This is a genomic window from Variovorax sp. GW823-FHT04F07 (assembly GCF_058795995.1).
Genome location: NZ_JBXAIG010000002.1, coordinates 398,628 through 413,042 on the forward strand (window position 1 = coordinate 398,628; position 14,415 = coordinate 413,042).

Annotated in this window: 17 protein-coding genes; 11 read left to right on the forward strand and 6 right to left on the reverse strand. The window is 65.7% G+C overall.

Features of this window, described 5'->3' with window-relative positions:
• Position 1: 1 nt before the first annotated feature.
• Positions 2-1,372 (forward strand): FAD-binding oxidoreductase, encoded by a 1,371-nt coding sequence (locus tag AC1RAA_RS10835; protein WP_492729502.1) that lies wholly within the window; start codon positions 2-4, stop codon positions 1,370-1,372.
• 22 nt (positions 1,373-1,394) lie between these two features.
• Here AC1RAA_RS10835 and AC1RAA_RS10840 read toward each other — a convergent pair whose 3' ends face one another.
• Positions 1,395-2,321: a LysR family transcriptional regulator gene (locus AC1RAA_RS10840; RefSeq protein WP_492729500.1), complete on the reverse strand. Its 927-nt coding sequence runs from the start codon at positions 2,319-2,321 to the stop codon at positions 1,395-1,397.
• Positions 2,322-2,403: 82 nt separating this feature from the next.
• Between AC1RAA_RS10840 and AC1RAA_RS10845 the strand changes: the two genes are divergently transcribed.
• From AC1RAA_RS10845 to AC1RAA_RS10855, 3 genes are all read left to right on the forward strand, one after another.
• The gene (locus tag AC1RAA_RS10845) at positions 2,404-3,723 is read left to right on the forward strand and encodes an arylsulfatase (RefSeq protein ID WP_492729498.1); all 1,320 of its coding nucleotides are present in this window, start codon (positions 2,404-2,406) and stop codon (positions 3,721-3,723) included.
• A gap of 58 nt (positions 3,724-3,781) precedes the next feature.
• Positions 3,782-4,756 (forward strand): Bug family tripartite tricarboxylate transporter substrate binding protein, encoded by a 975-nt coding sequence (locus AC1RAA_RS10850; protein ID WP_492729496.1) that lies wholly within the window; start codon positions 3,782-3,784, stop codon positions 4,754-4,756.
• A gap of 292 nt (positions 4,757-5,048) precedes the next feature.
• On the forward strand, positions 5,049-5,369 hold the full coding sequence (locus AC1RAA_RS10855) for a hypothetical protein (RefSeq protein WP_492729494.1): 321 nt from the start codon (positions 5,049-5,051) through the stop codon (positions 5,367-5,369).
• A gap of 1 nt (position 5,370) precedes the next feature.
• On the opposite strand, the gene AC1RAA_RS10860 is transcribed toward AC1RAA_RS10855, so the two are convergent.
• Positions 5,371-6,096 (reverse strand): SOS response-associated peptidase, encoded by a 726-nt coding sequence (locus AC1RAA_RS10860; RefSeq protein WP_492729491.1) that lies wholly within the window; start codon positions 6,094-6,096, stop codon positions 5,371-5,373.
• 85 nt (positions 6,097-6,181) lie between these two features.
• Between AC1RAA_RS10860 and AC1RAA_RS10865 the strand changes: the two genes are divergently transcribed.
• The 5 genes from AC1RAA_RS10865 to AC1RAA_RS10885 are packed head-to-tail and all read left to right on the forward strand — an operon-like array spanning position 6,182 to position 8,069.
• Complete coding sequence (locus AC1RAA_RS10865; RefSeq protein ID WP_492729486.1) at positions 6,182-6,661, forward strand: hypothetical protein; 480 nt, start codon at positions 6,182-6,184, stop codon at positions 6,659-6,661.
• Between the two features lie 2 nt (positions 6,662-6,663).
• The gene (locus tag AC1RAA_RS10870) at positions 6,664-6,972 is read left to right on the forward strand and encodes a hypothetical protein (protein ID WP_492729484.1); all 309 of its coding nucleotides are present in this window, start codon (positions 6,664-6,666) and stop codon (positions 6,970-6,972) included.
• The gene (locus AC1RAA_RS10875; RefSeq protein WP_492729482.1) at positions 6,959-7,186 is read left to right on the forward strand and encodes a hypothetical protein; all 228 of its coding nucleotides are present in this window, start codon (positions 6,959-6,961) and stop codon (positions 7,184-7,186) included. The genes AC1RAA_RS10870 and AC1RAA_RS10875 overlap by 14 nt, the downstream gene beginning before the upstream one ends.
• Entirely contained in the window at positions 7,183-7,494 is a 312-nt protein-coding gene (locus AC1RAA_RS10880; protein WP_492729480.1) for a hypothetical protein, read from the forward strand. Before AC1RAA_RS10875 ends, AC1RAA_RS10880 begins: the two co-directional genes overlap by 4 nt.
• An 8-nt stretch (positions 7,495-7,502) precedes the next feature.
• On the forward strand, positions 7,503-8,069 hold the full coding sequence (locus AC1RAA_RS10885; RefSeq protein WP_492729478.1) for a thermonuclease family protein: 567 nt from the start codon (positions 7,503-7,505) through the stop codon (positions 8,067-8,069).
• A 7-nt stretch (positions 8,070-8,076) separates the two neighbouring features.
• Here the strand turns inward: AC1RAA_RS10885 and AC1RAA_RS10890 are convergent, their stop codons facing one another.
• Positions 8,077-8,688 (reverse strand): hypothetical protein, encoded by a 612-nt coding sequence (locus AC1RAA_RS10890; protein WP_492740567.1) that lies wholly within the window; start codon positions 8,686-8,688, stop codon positions 8,077-8,079.
• Between the two features lie 5 nt (positions 8,689-8,693).
• Positions 8,694-8,900 carry a hypothetical protein gene (locus AC1RAA_RS10895; RefSeq protein ID WP_492729474.1) on the reverse strand — a complete coding sequence of 69 codons (207 nt, stop codon included), beginning with the start codon at positions 8,898-8,900 and terminating at the stop codon, positions 8,694-8,696.
• Positions 8,901-9,220: 320 nt separating this feature from the next.
• On the opposite strand from AC1RAA_RS10895, the gene AC1RAA_RS10900 reads away from it, so the two are divergent.
• Positions 9,221-9,406: a hypothetical protein gene (locus AC1RAA_RS10900; RefSeq protein ID WP_492729472.1), complete on the forward strand. Its 186-nt coding sequence runs from the start codon at positions 9,221-9,223 to the stop codon at positions 9,404-9,406.
• Here AC1RAA_RS10900 and AC1RAA_RS10905 read toward each other — a convergent pair.
• A complete protein-coding gene (locus AC1RAA_RS10905; RefSeq protein ID WP_492729470.1) occupies positions 9,403-11,571 on the reverse strand; it encodes a hypothetical protein in 2,169 nt (722 codons plus the stop codon). The genes AC1RAA_RS10900 and AC1RAA_RS10905 overlap by 4 nt on opposite strands.
• The gene (locus tag AC1RAA_RS10910) at positions 11,571-13,715 is read right to left on the reverse strand and encodes a hypothetical protein (RefSeq protein ID WP_492729468.1); all 2,145 of its coding nucleotides are present in this window, start codon (positions 13,713-13,715) and stop codon (positions 11,571-11,573) included. Before AC1RAA_RS10910 ends, AC1RAA_RS10905 begins: the two co-directional genes overlap by 1 nt.
• Positions 13,716-13,858: 143 nt before the next feature.
• Between AC1RAA_RS10910 and AC1RAA_RS10915 the strand changes: the two genes are divergently transcribed.
• On the forward strand, positions 13,859-14,407 hold the full coding sequence (locus tag AC1RAA_RS10915) for a HEPN domain-containing protein (protein ID WP_492729466.1): 549 nt from the start codon (positions 13,859-13,861) through the stop codon (positions 14,405-14,407).
• Positions 14,408-14,415: the final 8 nt, after the last annotated feature.

Consider the following 14,415-nt stretch of genomic DNA (forward strand, 5'->3'; position numbering starts at 1 on the left):
CATGAACGCTCCCGCTTCCGCCATCGAGCAACTGCTGCTCGAACTCCCCGACCTCGACTGGATCACCGACGAAGGCCGCGTCACGCGCCTCTCGCAGGACTTCTCCTGGTTCAGCCCGGTACTCACCCGCCAGCTGAAGGACAAGCGCGCCGACGTGGTGGTGCGCCCGCGCACCGAAGAAGACATCCGCGCGGTGGTCGGCGCCTGCGCACGCCGCGGCGTGCCCATCACGATCCGCGGCAGCGGCACCGGCAACTACGGCCAGACCACGCCGCTCGCCGGCGGCGTGGTGCTCGACATGACGGGCTACAACGCCTGCCTGTGGGTGCAGCCCGGCGTGGCGCGCGCGCAGGCCGGCATCCGCCTGGGCGAACTCGAGAAGCAGACGAAACCCACCGGCCAGGAGATGCGCTGCGTGCCCTCGACCTACCGCAGCGCGACGCTGGGCGGCCTGTTCGGCGGCGGCTTCGGCGGCGTGGGCTCGATCAACTACGGGCCGCTGGGCGCCCCCGGCAATGTGCTGGGCATTCGCGCGATGACCATCGAGGCCGAGCCGCAGGTGATCGAACTGCGCGGCGCCGACGCGATGCGCATGCACCACCTGTGGGGCACCAACGGCCTCGTGCTGGAGCTGGAGATCGCACTGGCGCCAACGCATCCGTGGCTCGAGACGCTGGTGACCTTCGACGACTTCGAGAACGCGCTGAACTTCGCGGACAAGCTCGCGCATGCGCCGGGCATCGTGAAGCGCGGCGTCACCTTCTTCGCCGCGCCCATCGCCGACCACCTCGCGCAGCTGGCGACGCACCTGCCCAAGGGCTGCCACACCGTGCTGTCGCTGGTGGCCGAGCAGAGCGAGCCGGCCATGGTGCTGCTGGTGCAGGCGCACGGCGGCACCGTGGGCTACCGCAAGACGGCGGCCGAGGTACAGAAGAGCAACCGCACGCTGATGGAGTTCACCTGGAACCACACGACGCTGCACGCGCTGAAGATCGACCCGACGCTGACCTACCTGCAAAGCGGCTTCATTCCCGGCAAGCATGTCGAGCAGGTCATCGAGATGGAGAAGCTGCTGGGCGGCGAGGTCATGATGCACGTCGAGTTCCTGCGCAACGCGGCGGGGCTGCTGACCTGCAGCGGGCTGCAGCTGGTGCGCTTCAGCACCGAAGATCGCCTGAACGAGATCATCGACATCCACCGCGCGCACCAGGTGCACATCAACAACCCGCACGTGAACATCGTGGAAGACGGCAAGGCCGGCGGTCCGCTGCCGCCGGAAGTCATCGAGGTGAAGCAGCGCTTCGATCCGATGGGCTTGCTGAACCCGGGCAAGTTGCGCGACTGGCCGGTGAAGGCGGCGACCGCGGCCTGAAAACGGCCTCAGCGAGCGTCCGTCATCCCTTGCGCGCCGCGCTGCTTCGCTGCGCCGGCGCCAGTGCCTTGAGCGCCTGCACGAACTCCTCGAGGAGTGGGGAGCGGTAGGTATTCGGACGTGAGAAAAGCGAGATCCGCCTCGGAATCGACAGCGCGTCGACGGGAATCACCTTGACGCCACGCGCCTGGGGCAGCGCGAGCACGGAGACCGGGACGATGCCCATCAGATCGGTCGCTGCAAGCACCGGCAGCGACCAGGACGCATTGAAGTGCACCTCGATCGCGCCTTGCGGCGGCGTCGCGCCGGCGGAACGAAATACCTCGTCCAGCTTCGCGCGTGCAGCCGAATGAACGGACGGCAGCACCCAGGAAAACTTCGACAGATCGCCTATCGTGAGACGGCGACGCGCAAAGACCGGATGCCCCACGCGCGCCACGGCGACGAGCGCATCGGTCAGCAGATCCTCATGCACCAGGCCGTGCGGCATGGATTCATAGGTCGGAATCACGGCGACATCGAGCAGGCCCTGGCGCGTCCAGTCGATCAACTCGTCCGAAGACGCCACTTCCAGGCGCACATGCATGCCCGGGCGACGGGGCTGCAGCGCCGCAAGCGCCGGTGAGAGCACGGCATCCAGAACCGCCAGCGTCGCGCCCACACGGATGAGCCCGGCACGTCCCGCGCGGACGTCGCCCGCATGACGAAGCGCCTCGTCGTGCTCGGACTTCATGCGTTGCGCACGTTCGCGGAACGCGACGCCGAAGGGCGTGAGCGTCATGCCGTGGCCCGAGCGCTCGAAGAGACCGAGCCCCATCTCGTCCTCCAGCCGGCGGATCGCCTTGGAAAGCGCGGCGGCCGTCACCGTCAGGCTGGTTGCCGCACGGGCCAGCTGCCCATGGCGCGCCACTTCCAGGAAGTAGTCGAGGTCACGTGCCGAGAAGGGCATGAATAAAAGTTAACGAAAACTTCCTATATGGAAACACCCGAATCCTAGCCGTTCCTAGACTGCAGTCGCAATGAGTCCTTCCATGAACCCACCCAACATCGTTCTCATCCTGGCCGACAACCTCGGCTGGGGCGAGCTCGGCTGCTACGGCGGCGGGGCGCTGCGGGGCGCGCCCACGCCACGCATCGACGCGCTCGCCAGCCAAGGCCTTCTGCTGCAGAACTTCAATGTCGAGAGCGATTGCGTGCCGACGCGCTCCGCGCTGATGAGCGGGCGGCATCCGATTCGTACGGGCTGCCTGCAATCGGTGCCGCCCGGCCTGCCTCAGGGCCTGGCACGCCGCGAGATCACGCTGGCGCAGTTGCTCTCGGCACAGGGTTATGCGACTGCGCACTACGGCAAATGGCACCTGGGCGATGTTCAAGGCCGCTTCCCGAGCGACCGGGGATTCGACGAGTGGTACGGCATCCCGCGCACCACGGACGAGAGCCAGTTCACGGCCAGTGTCGGCTACGACCCGAGCGTGGCGGACATCCCGTACATCATGCAGGGCCGTGCCGGTGTGCCTTCGCAGAACGTCGAGGAATACAACCTGGATTCGCGCCGGCGCATCGATGAAACGCTGACGAACCGGTCCTTGGAATTCATCCAGCGCAACCACGCAGCACAGAAGCCGTTCTTCCTTTACCTGCCGCTCACGCACCTGCATTTCCCCACCCTGCCTCACCGCGATTTCGCGGGCCGCACCGGCCATGGCGATTTCGCCGACTCCATGGTCGAGATGGACCACCGCGTGGGCCAGGTCATCGACGAGATCGAGCGCCTCGGCATTTCGGAAAACACCCTCTTCATCTTCGCGAGCGACAACGGCCCCGAGTTCCGCGCCCCTTACCGCGGCACGGCCGGTCCCTGGCGCGGCACCTATCACACGGCCATGGAAGGCAGCCTGCGCGTGCCGTGCATCGTGCGCTGGCCAGGCAAGATCGCCGCGGGCCGGGTGAGCAACGAGATCGTGCACGTCACCGACCTCTTCTCCACGCTGGCACGCGCGGGCGGCGCCCGCATTCCCGAGGACAGGCCGATCGATGGCATCGATCAGATGCCTTTTTTCCTCGGCGAACAGAAGTCCTTGCGCGAGGGCTTTCTCTTCCATATCAAGAACGAGCTGCGCGCGGTGAAGTGGCGCGACTGGAAGCTGCATTTCTATTGGGAGCCCGAGGTGAACGAAGGCAAGGGCAAGCTCGAGTCGCCCTATCTCTTCAACATCACGCGCGACCCCAAGGAGGAGTCGGATGTGCTCGTCTACAACACGTGGGTCCTGGGGCCGATCCAGCGGATGGTCCGTGCCTTCCATCAGAGTGCGACAGCACATCCTCACACGGCGCCGGGCGCGCCCGACTGAGGCCGCGGAATCCCCGACGCGCTCGCGCATCTCTCCACCGTCCCAGAAGGCTCACCCCATGTCCAAGCACCCAGGCGGCCGCCGAGGCCTCTTTCTGATCTTCTGCGCGCTCACGGCGCTGGCGTCTTCTGCGACGCTCGCGCAAGAGAAGTACCCCTCTCGAGCGATCACCTGGGTCGTCGGCTACCCACCCGGGGGCAGCGTCGATGTCGTCACGCGCCTTGTCGCCCGCAAGCTGGAGGCGACGCTCGGCCAGCCCATCGTGGTCGACAACAAGCCCGGCGCCACGGGCTCGCTCGCGCTTCGATACGTGGCAACCCAGCCCGCCGACGGCTACACCCTGGTGACGGTTCCCGGCCCGGTGCTCACGAGCATCCCGATGCCGCAGATCGGCAAGGAGGTGAGCGCCATCGCCATGCTCGCCAAAGGCTCCACCGTCCTCGTGGGACCGGCACGGCCCGATGCGCCCAAGGACCTCAAGGCCCTGCTCGCGGACGCATCCGCCCACCCGGACAAGTACAGCTACGGCTCCTCCGGCAACGGCACCGGCCAGCACCTGACCGGAGAACTCATCCAGGCACTGACGGGCGTGACGATGACGCATGTGCCCTACAAAGGCGGCAACCAGGCGGTGACCGACGTGATCGGTGGACAGCTCCCCCTGGCCGTGCTGGGCATCACGCCCGTGCTGCCGCACATCAAGTCCGGCAAGCTCAAGGCGTACGGGGTCTCCACGGCGATCCGCTCCGCCTCCTTGCCCGAGGTGCCGACACTCAGGGAAGCCGGCATCGCCAACTTCGAAGCCAGTCAGTGGTTCGTCCTCGCTGCGCGCACGGGCCTCCCGGCAGACCGAAGCGATCGCCTCAACGAAGCGGTGGCACAAGCCCTGAAGGACCCGGAGGTCATGAAAGGCTTCGAGAACGTCGGGATGTTTCCTGAAGTCCACAGCGCAAAGCAGACCGCCGACTACATCCACACCGACATGCGGCGCTGGGCAGACCTTGTGAAGAAGAACAAGATCGCGATCGACTAGCTAGCGTGTGGAGTGAACCCCATCGACGGGATCGCGGGGGTCGTCCAAACGAAGCCGTCTGGCCAATGAAAAAGGGCGTTCACTGAATTTCAGTGAACGCCCTAGGTCGTTGTGTGGTGGAGCTGGGGGGATTTGAACCCGAGTCCGCACCAGCATTGGCGCGGCTCGCACCGGCCGTGTGCGAAATACGTGCGAATCGCGCGGCTGCTCAACCACTGTATGGGCATCCAGATTCACTCAGGTGGTGCCGAGGCATCTTTCGCACCTCATTTCTGGGCCGTACGATGCGCCCATGTGGAAGCCCGCCAGCCCCATCGTGATCGCCGGCCGCACCCTGACCGATCAGGAGGCGTGGTGGCACGAGTTCAAGGACGAGTTCTACGAACTGTATGCGGGCGCGGTCGATCATGACGTGCTCACCATGATCTGCGACACCATGTACCCGCGCGCCTTCAATGACGACCCGCGGCATATCGCCCGTCTGGCCCACGCGGTGCTGACGTGTGAGCGCCCGGAACTTGCAGAACGCTCGCGCGGCGCACGCGCGCATCTGCCGCGCGCCGCCGCGCCGCGGGCAATGCGTTGCACCTGCTGCCGCCGGCCGCGCCGGTAGCTCAGAAGAGGCGCATCTGCGCCTTCGGGATCGGCTCGCCAACCATGCGCAGATGCTCGGCGGGGTACTGCTTCGCGAAGTCCATCGAACGCTCGGCAGGTGCATCGAGCCATGCCTCGTACTGGCTCGAGGGCAGGATCACCACCATGCGCTTGTCCTGCTGATCTGGCGGGAGCAGCCGATCCGGCTTGTGCATGAGGCTGAACATCGGGTGCGTGTCGGCGTTCACCGTCAGCATCGCGAAGGTCAGCTCTTCCAGCCGCGTGACGGGGTTGCGCCACGGCGCCCAGATGCCTGCGACGCCGAGCGTGTCGTCGTTGGCAGCCGTGAACCGGGTCGGGACGTGCTCACCAGTGCGCCAGTCTGGCTCGTAGATCGCCTCGCACGGCACGATGCAGTGCCGTGCGCGCGCCCAGGACTCCCTGAAGGTCCGCAGCTCGGCGACGGTCTCGGTGCGCGCGTTGTAGGTCCGGTACGTGGTGCTGTAGGCCAGATCCTTGGCGAACCGAGGCAGCATGCCGAAATGTCCGCCGACCACCTCGAAGTCGGGCGCGGCGCCATCACCCGCGCTGCGCTCGAGCGGGCGGCGGATGAACGGCGCCATGAACGTCGGACGCACGTCCAGGTGGATGCTGCCGCGCGGCGGTTCCCAATTCGGCGGCAGGGTGATGCCGAATCGCTTCTCGATCTGCCGGCGGCGCTTCTCCGCTTGGTAGTGGCTGCACATGGTTGAATTTTGCGCTCAGAGGCCCATTGACGAAGGGGTGGGACCAGGAAGATACTGTATTTTCGTACAGTACTTGGAGAGCCCCATGGACACCATCACCATCCCCGCTTTCGACCCGTCTTCCGCCGCGCCGGCGGCGCTGAAAGAGCCTGAACTATCGCCCCACGAGCTGAATCGCCGAGAGGCCAAGCGCGACTGGATCGACCGCTACGTCGCCGAGTGGCAGACCCTCGCCAACGGCCGAGTCGACATCGAGTACGCCATCATGGACGGCCAGACGCTGCAGTACGTGGTGGGCCACCGGCCGCCCGAGGAGATCGCACGCCAGCACTTCAACGCATGCACCAACGCCGATTCGACGGTGCTTCGCGCCGAAGAGAAGTACCAATCGCTCGGCGTCGAGGTGGGCCTGGTGCAAGCCGGCTCACCGCTCACCAGGGAACAGCTGGAATTCGCCTACGGGGTGGCCACGCTGTGCGCCTCCGTCGGCGACCATTTCCGCACCGCGCGCGACGGCAGCGCAGGCGACCAGATCCGATCGATGTACGGGCCCGTGCCGTTCTGACCGTGAAAGAAGTCGAGCAATTCACCTTCATGCTTCCGCCGGACATCTGGCGGAAGAAGGGTGGCCCCTCAAGGTGGAAGATGACGATCGAGGATGCCGCGCGGCGGTATCCCGGGGCGACTCCCATTCTCAGCACACGAGAGATTCTGCGGATGCCCGAGACAGAAGCTGAGCACGCGGAGCGCGCAAAGTACTTCTGCGGGTACACGAAAGGCAAGCCGACCTCTGAGGAAATCTTCGCGAGCTGGAAGAAGGCCAAAGTCCAGGCGCCACAGGCCGGCAGCGACAATCCCGCCCATGAGCCAGACTGACTTTTTCCCCGAAGCCACCACGATCCTGCGCACGCCCGTCTGGTACGACGGCGTCGCGCACGATGACCACCCTCTTCCCCTCTCTCTCGGCGACTACAAGGTCACGCCGGGCGCGTCCGGCGAACACTGGACCGTGACCAACCTGAAGACTGGAGAGACGATCTACAACGGCGTCGGCCCTGTCGAAGTCTTGAGGAGCCAGCCGGCAGCATGAAGACTTCGGAGCTAGCCGGCGCCGCCCTGCACGCTTGGATCGCCAAGGCCCTGGGCGACGAGCCGGGCACGGCGTACACAACCGCCTGGCCAGGCTTCGACCAGCTGCTCGAGCGCGAGGCGATCCACGTTGCGCCCATGCCCGGAAAGGGCTACCAGTGGTGTTCCATCGTCGTGGGCCGGCCCGGCGGTCGCCTGCAGGAAGGCCGAGGCCCGTGGCAGGAAGGGCCGAACCCGCGCATGGCCGTCGGCCGCGCTATCGTAGCGGCGCGGTACGGCCCTGAAGTCGCCGACATCCTTCCGACCTGATCGCACCGATGAGCCGAAAACTTCTGCCCCCTCTCCTGCTCGTTGCTCTTCTCGCGCCCGCATGGGCCGCGGCGGCCGAGCCGCGCGAGTGCCTGGTGGTGGGCGTCAGCGACGGCGACACCATCACCGCGCGCTGCGGCGAGCCGGGCGCATTCGAGCAGGTGAAGGTGCGGTTCAACGGCATCGACGCGCCCGAGAAGAAGCAGCCCTTCGGCCAGCGCGCCAAGGAAGCCCTGTCCGATCTGGTCTACATGAAGGACGTTGAGCTCGACTGCCCGAAGACCGATCGCTATGGCCGCAGCGTGTGCCGTGTGCACGTCGCGCCGGCGTCAGCCCCACACGGGCCCATGACCGTCGATGCCGGCCTGACCATGATCACGCTCGGCATGGCCTGGTGGTATCGCGACTACGCCCGCGAGCAGACGCCGCAGGCTCGCGCTCAGTACGAGTTCGCCGAGGCCGAGGCGAAGGCCAAGCGCGTCGGGCTGTGGCGCGATGCAGCGCCGGTGCCGCCCTGGGCCTGGCGCAAGGAACAGCGCGCCGAGGCCAACGCTACGCGCGAGCGAGTCGATTGACCGGCTGCTATGTCAACTCTCGCGGCAAGAAGTAGCCCTTGATGCAGCTTGGATCGCGGACCGCGATCTGGATATGGTTCTTCTCGCAGATCGATGTGCCTGGGAAAAGCGGGTCGCCTTCAATGAACCCAGCGCGCATCGTCTGATACTCTGGCAGCGTCGGCTCCATGACCTGCCGAAGGGTATGCATGTGCTCGATGACGAGCTTGTCCAGCGGCCGCAGCATGTGCCCCTTGCCGTTCTCTGGCATCACGAGCTCGAACTTTTCGAATGAGCTCTGCATGAACTTGTGCGCGCGCTGCATTTCTTGAAGCGCAGCTTGGTCGAAAAGGTTACAGCACAAGCCGAGATCGATCACCGCGCCGACAACGAACGGATTCTTGATCTTGCCCTTGGTGACCTTGCCGCCCATGCCCTGCTTCGCGAACTGCATGGCCCGCTCCGGGTCGTTCTCCCAAAAGTAGATACCGCTACCGAGCCAGTCGTAGTGGTTGTCGCTCTTTTTGAGATGCTTTGAAGGGTTGGTCAGGACATCCATTCCGACGGCCTTGTCGCAGCCGTGGAAACCCAGCACCCAAGTAGGCAGGCGCTGATAGCCGACCCCGGCCCCCTCCGCCACGCGGGTCAGCCGCCGTAGGCCTTGGTCAGATGGCCAGTGGGCGTGAGCACGCCCTTCTTGCTGAAGTGCTTGATCGCAGCCTCACGCGTGGGAAACATGCGCTTGTGCGCGGCAAGGATCTTCTGATCCATGCCAGGATCGGCCAACGTCGGTCCCACCAAGCGGCCGTTGACCACTTTGACGATGACTTGCGTGTTGTGTCCTTGCTTCATGCGGTGTCCAGTCGGTGTATGACCTCAATGTTCAAAGCGCTGAAAATGAGCGTTTGGCCAGCCGATCTTCACTTCGGCGACTTCAACTGCCTTTTCAACGTTCCATTGACGGTACCGTCAATTTTGCCACTTTTACTGGTTTGTCATCCAGTACTTCTACAGACGTTTCAGATAAGTGAATGGTTTCTCACACGAATTTCGATGTGAGATTCAACGATTCGCCGAGCGACGTTGATTTCGCTGCTTCATTTACGCGATGGCCGAATCCCCGCTTGACAAGCCTTTTTGCCCGTTTTGAGGCGCCCTGTTACATTCCGGGCATGGCCCAGCCCCCCATCTTCGACCGCAACACGCACGAGCGTCAGAAGACGCTTCTGGCGGCTGAAGAGCGACGACTGCAGGCGAAGACAGAGTGGAAGCTGTTCGGCCTGCTGGGCGTTCTACTCGTCAGCGCCGTGCTCGTGATCGCCGGGGCCATCTCTCTCGTTCTCGGCCTGTTCCGCTAGCGCCCCTCGCCGCGCGACCGCCGAATTCGTTCCTTGTTCGCCGACTTCCGTTCTTCAAAGGACGGCAGACGCGCAGCTGCAGCGGCTGCTACGGGGCCGGCGCCAGCTGAGACTTGCGCAGGCTGACTGATAGCCTGAACGATCTGTGGGCTCGTGGCGATCCGTGCTCCAGCACCAGCAAACACCGGCGCCGCCAAGGCCCCGCCAATCGCAATCGGATTGCCAGTGGCGAACGACGTCATGAGGGTGCCCAGCCAGCCCAGCAACGCCGTCTGGCGCGCTGTCCCGCTCGGGTTGGCAAACACCCGCGCGCCCTCGCGCCGCATGTTCGCCACTGCGCCCAGCTGCTGCACGCGCTCTTCGAGTCCCCCGAACCCCGACGAGCCGAACAGCGCGCGCCGCGCCGGCGCGCTCATGTTCGCCAGGTTGGTGAGGAACGTCTCCGAGCTGAAGGCGTCGCCCATCTCGTTCTGCTGACCTGGCTTGGCTCGACCGAGCCGCTGCAGCACGGCGGCGGCGACCTCGCGACGGTTCTCGACCGGCATGGACTTCATCACCCGGTTGATGGTGGTGCCGCCCTCGGCCAGCCCGGTAGTCGCCGCCTTGAAGATCTTTTCGGGCGCATCGCGGTTCACGATCGTTTCCAGCTGCTCGAGCCGCTGGATGCTGGATCGCGTGTACTGGTTGGCGCGGGCCCAAGTCTGCTGAGCCTGCGGGCCGGCGGCGGTCGCCGCATCACCCAGGTCATCGCTGAGGGCCGCGTAGAGCGCGCGCCACTTGCTGCGGGGCACGTCAGAGGTGAGCGAGTTCTCCGAGATCTCACGACCGACCAGGGTGCGCAGCTTCTGCACCGCCTGGTACGGCAGTTGCCCAGGCAAGGTCGTTGCGCCTGTGCTCGACATGCCTGTCGGCGCCTGCGCTCGGCGAGCCAGCTCGAGGTCTTCGCCCAGCGCGCGCTCGATTGAGCCGATCCGCGCGTTCTTGAAGAAGTTGCTGATGTTCGGCGCGCCGGGAATGCCCTCATTCAGCGCCTCGAGTGCGGCCTGTGTCCGTCCTACGGCCATGGGAGTGGCCGCCGGAATGTGGCGATCGAGATCCGCGTACAGCCGCTGCTGCACGGACTTCACGTTGTCCTTGAACGCATTCACGCCGCGCGTGATCGCTGCGCCGGCGTCAGCCCCCGTTGCATTCGGCGAGAGCGCATCGGTCAGATCTTGCACGCTCTTCTGCATTGCCTCCGCCTGGGCCTCGCCGCGGCGGATCATGATCCCCGAGCCGCCCACCACGTTGGACAGGCCGGTCTCAGCAGCCTGCACCGCCCGGCGCCCTGTCGCTTGGCCAAGCGTTGGCGTCTCGCCCGTCGCTTGCTGGAAAGTCTGGATGCGATCGGCCATTTCCTGCCGACCGGCTTCACCGCCACGGATGGCTCCGCGCACCGCTGCGCGCGCTGCGAATGGTGCCGCCGTGGGCGCGAGCGCACCAGCCAGGCCCGCCACGGTCTGTGCCACGGCGCCGCCGCCGCTCTCGCGCGTGACGCCTGCCGCGCCTGCTCCGGTCGCTGCGCTGGCCAGCTGCGTGCTTGGAGCTGCAGCGAGCGCGCTGCCGACAGCGGCTGCCACCGGCTCGGCGGCACGCGCCAGGACTTGGCCTGCGCCGACGCCGGTAGCGGCTGAACCCACGCCCGTGGCAATGTCCTGAACGACCCGCTCGGTGGCGTTCTCCGGCTTGGCCACACCGGCCTCGTCCATGATGTTGCCCAGCGCGCTGGAGACCTTCTGGAAGCGAAAGCCGTTCCCCTCCCCTGCCACCTTGTCGAGGCCAGCATTGATTGGTCCGGTGACGGCGTCGGAGACCATGCCCGGCAGGGCGGCAGCGCCCTGCACCGCCGCGCGCGCCGTGAGCCCGAGCTGGTGACCGACCTCGCCCAGCGCCGTGCGCTCAGGCTTCGGCGGCTCGGCCGGCGTGCGCGCGGGGAGCGAGGCGAGCAGCTCGTCGTCGCTCATCTTCGAAAAGTCGGGCGCGCTGCTCGATGGCGCTGCGGCCGGCGCGGTCGTAGCAGATGGCGACACCGTCGATGCCGTCCCCGCCGGTGGCGCTGCAGGTGTTCGAGCGGGAAGCTGCGCGAACAGCTCGTCGTCGGACATGGTGCTGAAGTCGGTGGCCATCAGTACCCCGCCTCGCGCAAGCGCTGAGCCAGCGCCGGGTTGTTGGCTGCGCGGCGCTGCAGCTCGGCGATCTGTGGGGGCGCAGCCTGCGCTGCGGGCGCGGCCACGGCCGGCGTGTAGTCCTGCGGAACGACCAGCGACGGGTCTGCATTCGATCGCCGCGCGATGTCGGAATACCGATCACGCGCAGCGCCGAACTCCTTGTCGAAGGTCCCCATGCGTGACCGCGCCTCGGTCAGGATCTGGTTCTTGACCTCATCGGTCAGCTTGCCGCCGCCGGCGACGTATTGAACGTAGCCCTTGACCCGCTCCGGGATGGCGGGCGCGTTGGCGACGGTGGAGTACTCGCCCTCGCGCACCACGCTGTTCGGGTCATACAACTTGGCGATGCCGTAGACGATGTTGATGTCCGACATCGGCGTGTTGCGCTTCACGGCGTCTTCGATGCCACGAAATGAAGGCAGCGCCTGCTTGTAGTTCTTGACCTCGGGCAGGCTCTCGAACTCCTTGCGGATGGCTGTCGATACCTCGCCGGTCTTCCCCGCTTCGTCCAGTCCCTTGCCCATCAGTGCGGCCTTCTGCGCTGCGGCGGCCTTCTTCTGAAGCGGATTCCCGTTCAGGATCATCTCGTCGAGCTGCGCAACCCGAGCCTTCTGGGCCTGGTCTGCCTGCGCTGCCGCGGTCTGCCGGTCGTCACGACTCGCATCCAGCGCCAGCCGCTTGCCTTCAAGAGCCAGCTGCTGTTGCTGGCGGGAATCGACTACGCGAGCGCGCGAGTCGAGGCCCTGCTCTGCGATGAGCGCGCGCCGCGTTTCGCCAGCATCTCGAACGCCGAGAGCAGCCTGACCCGCCCGCTGATCGATGGGCGCCTGTGCGGCACCGAGCTGGGCCGCGTAGGCCTGCGCACCATTGCGCCCCGGCGGCGCGCCTCGCGCGATCAGTGTGCGCACCGCGGCGCTGTCGTTGAAGTCGGCGTTTCGATTCGCCCCGCCGTTGTCGATGATGCCGAGGCCCGGCGTCGGGTCAGAAGGATTCCGCCAGGTCTGCTTGTCCTGCTGGAAGGCCACGTCTCGATTCAGTTGCGCAAGTCGATCGGTAGCAGGGACAGCGCCCAACTCCGACACGGTGCCCGCGGCTTGGTACGACGGCACGGCCGCGGGCGGAGCTTCTACTGGCGCCGCCGCAATCGAGTTATCGACCTGGCGAACCTGAGCCTGGGTCGCAGGTGTCACGGTCGCCGCGGCACCGGAGATTGGCCCCGCCGCGCGGGCGGGAACGCCGCCGGCGAACGGAGCTGCAGACTCATAGCGCCCACGCGGGATCTCAGCTACATACGGAGCCGGTGCAGGCGCTGCTGTCTCTGCTGCGGGGGCAGGTGCCGGCATGGCGCCGCCTGCCGCATCGGAGATCGTGGCCATGATCTGCTGCTCTTCGCGCTTGCGCGGATCTTCGACGTAGCCGCCGTCGGCGTAGGCTACTCGGCCATTCTTCACCACACCGAAGCCAGTGGGCTCGTGCGTCGCATCGATCGCGGCCTGCAGGTTGCCGACGCCCAACGCTCGTACGGTGTCGGCCGGCATCACGACTTCGCCTTTCGAGAGCATCGCGGGAATCGAATCGCTGGTGCCGGTGCCCGGGCCTTCAACCACACCGCCATCGCGATACGCGACCATTTGCGGGGCGACCCCGCCCGTGCGATTGGTGTAAGGCGCTGGCGCAGCTGCTGGCACACCAGAGGTCGAAGCGACCGTGCCTACGGCTGGCCGCGAGGTCGTCGCCCCAGACACAGACGGCGCGGTCGGTGCCGCTGGCCGAACGCCCAGCGCTGGCGCGTCGTACGAGGACCGCAGGCTATCGATCTGCGCATTCGTGTCAGCCAAGCCGCCGAGCAGATTCGGCCGGCCCACGCCGAGTGCAGGATTGAACGGCGCGGGCGCCGGCGTCGTCACCAGTGCGGTCGCCGGCCGCGGCACGGACGAGATACCAAGCGCCGGAGCACCGGGGCCGATGGAGCTGAAGGTGCCGCCTGGGGCCTGCCCGTTCACGGTGATCGGGCCGGAGACGTTGCCGCCGCTGTAGCTATTGCCGACGCGATTGACGGCGCCCAGTCCTGGAGCGGTGGGCTGAAGAAGATCGGGTGCCATGGAGACCTTTCTGAGGTTCCTTGGCATTCTTCGCGCGCGCACCGCGCGGGTCGAACCCTACCGGGGGGCGAGAGGCGTACAAATTCGAAAGCAGAAAGAACAATGGCAACATCACACCGCCAAATAACCAAAGGATGGAGACCATGCCCTCAGCCGCAAATACAAAGCTCAAAACCAGGCTACTCGAGATCGATGAGGTGATCGCAGCGCGAGATGCCATTTGCCCTCCAGGTGCCGGCAAGCCAGCTCAAAAAAAGGGCTCCGCGGTACTCAAAGCTGGGACCACTCTACTGGCCGCTGTGTTTGAGGGCTTTGCAGAAGAGCTTTTCGACAACACGCTCGATCTACTGCATCCACAAAAACCGGCTGAAGTAAAAGAGCTAAAGAAGCACACGAGCGCCAAGAATCACAATGCGAACGTTCACCAAGTGAACAACTTGTTTTTCTATGCCGGCGTGCCTTGGATCATGGCGTCCACAGAGATTCGATGGCAGAAATGCAGCAACGCCACCATTCAAAAAACGCTGCGCGATCTTTCTTCAGCCAGAAATAAAATCGCCCACGGCAGCGCTCACACTGTGACTAAAAATGAATTGGTCGCGTGGCGTAATTTCATCGAGCGCCTTGCAGACAGACTCGATGTTGTCGTTTCAGCCCATATAACGAAGCAAGTCGGCGCTTGCCCTTGGTGAATTCGTCG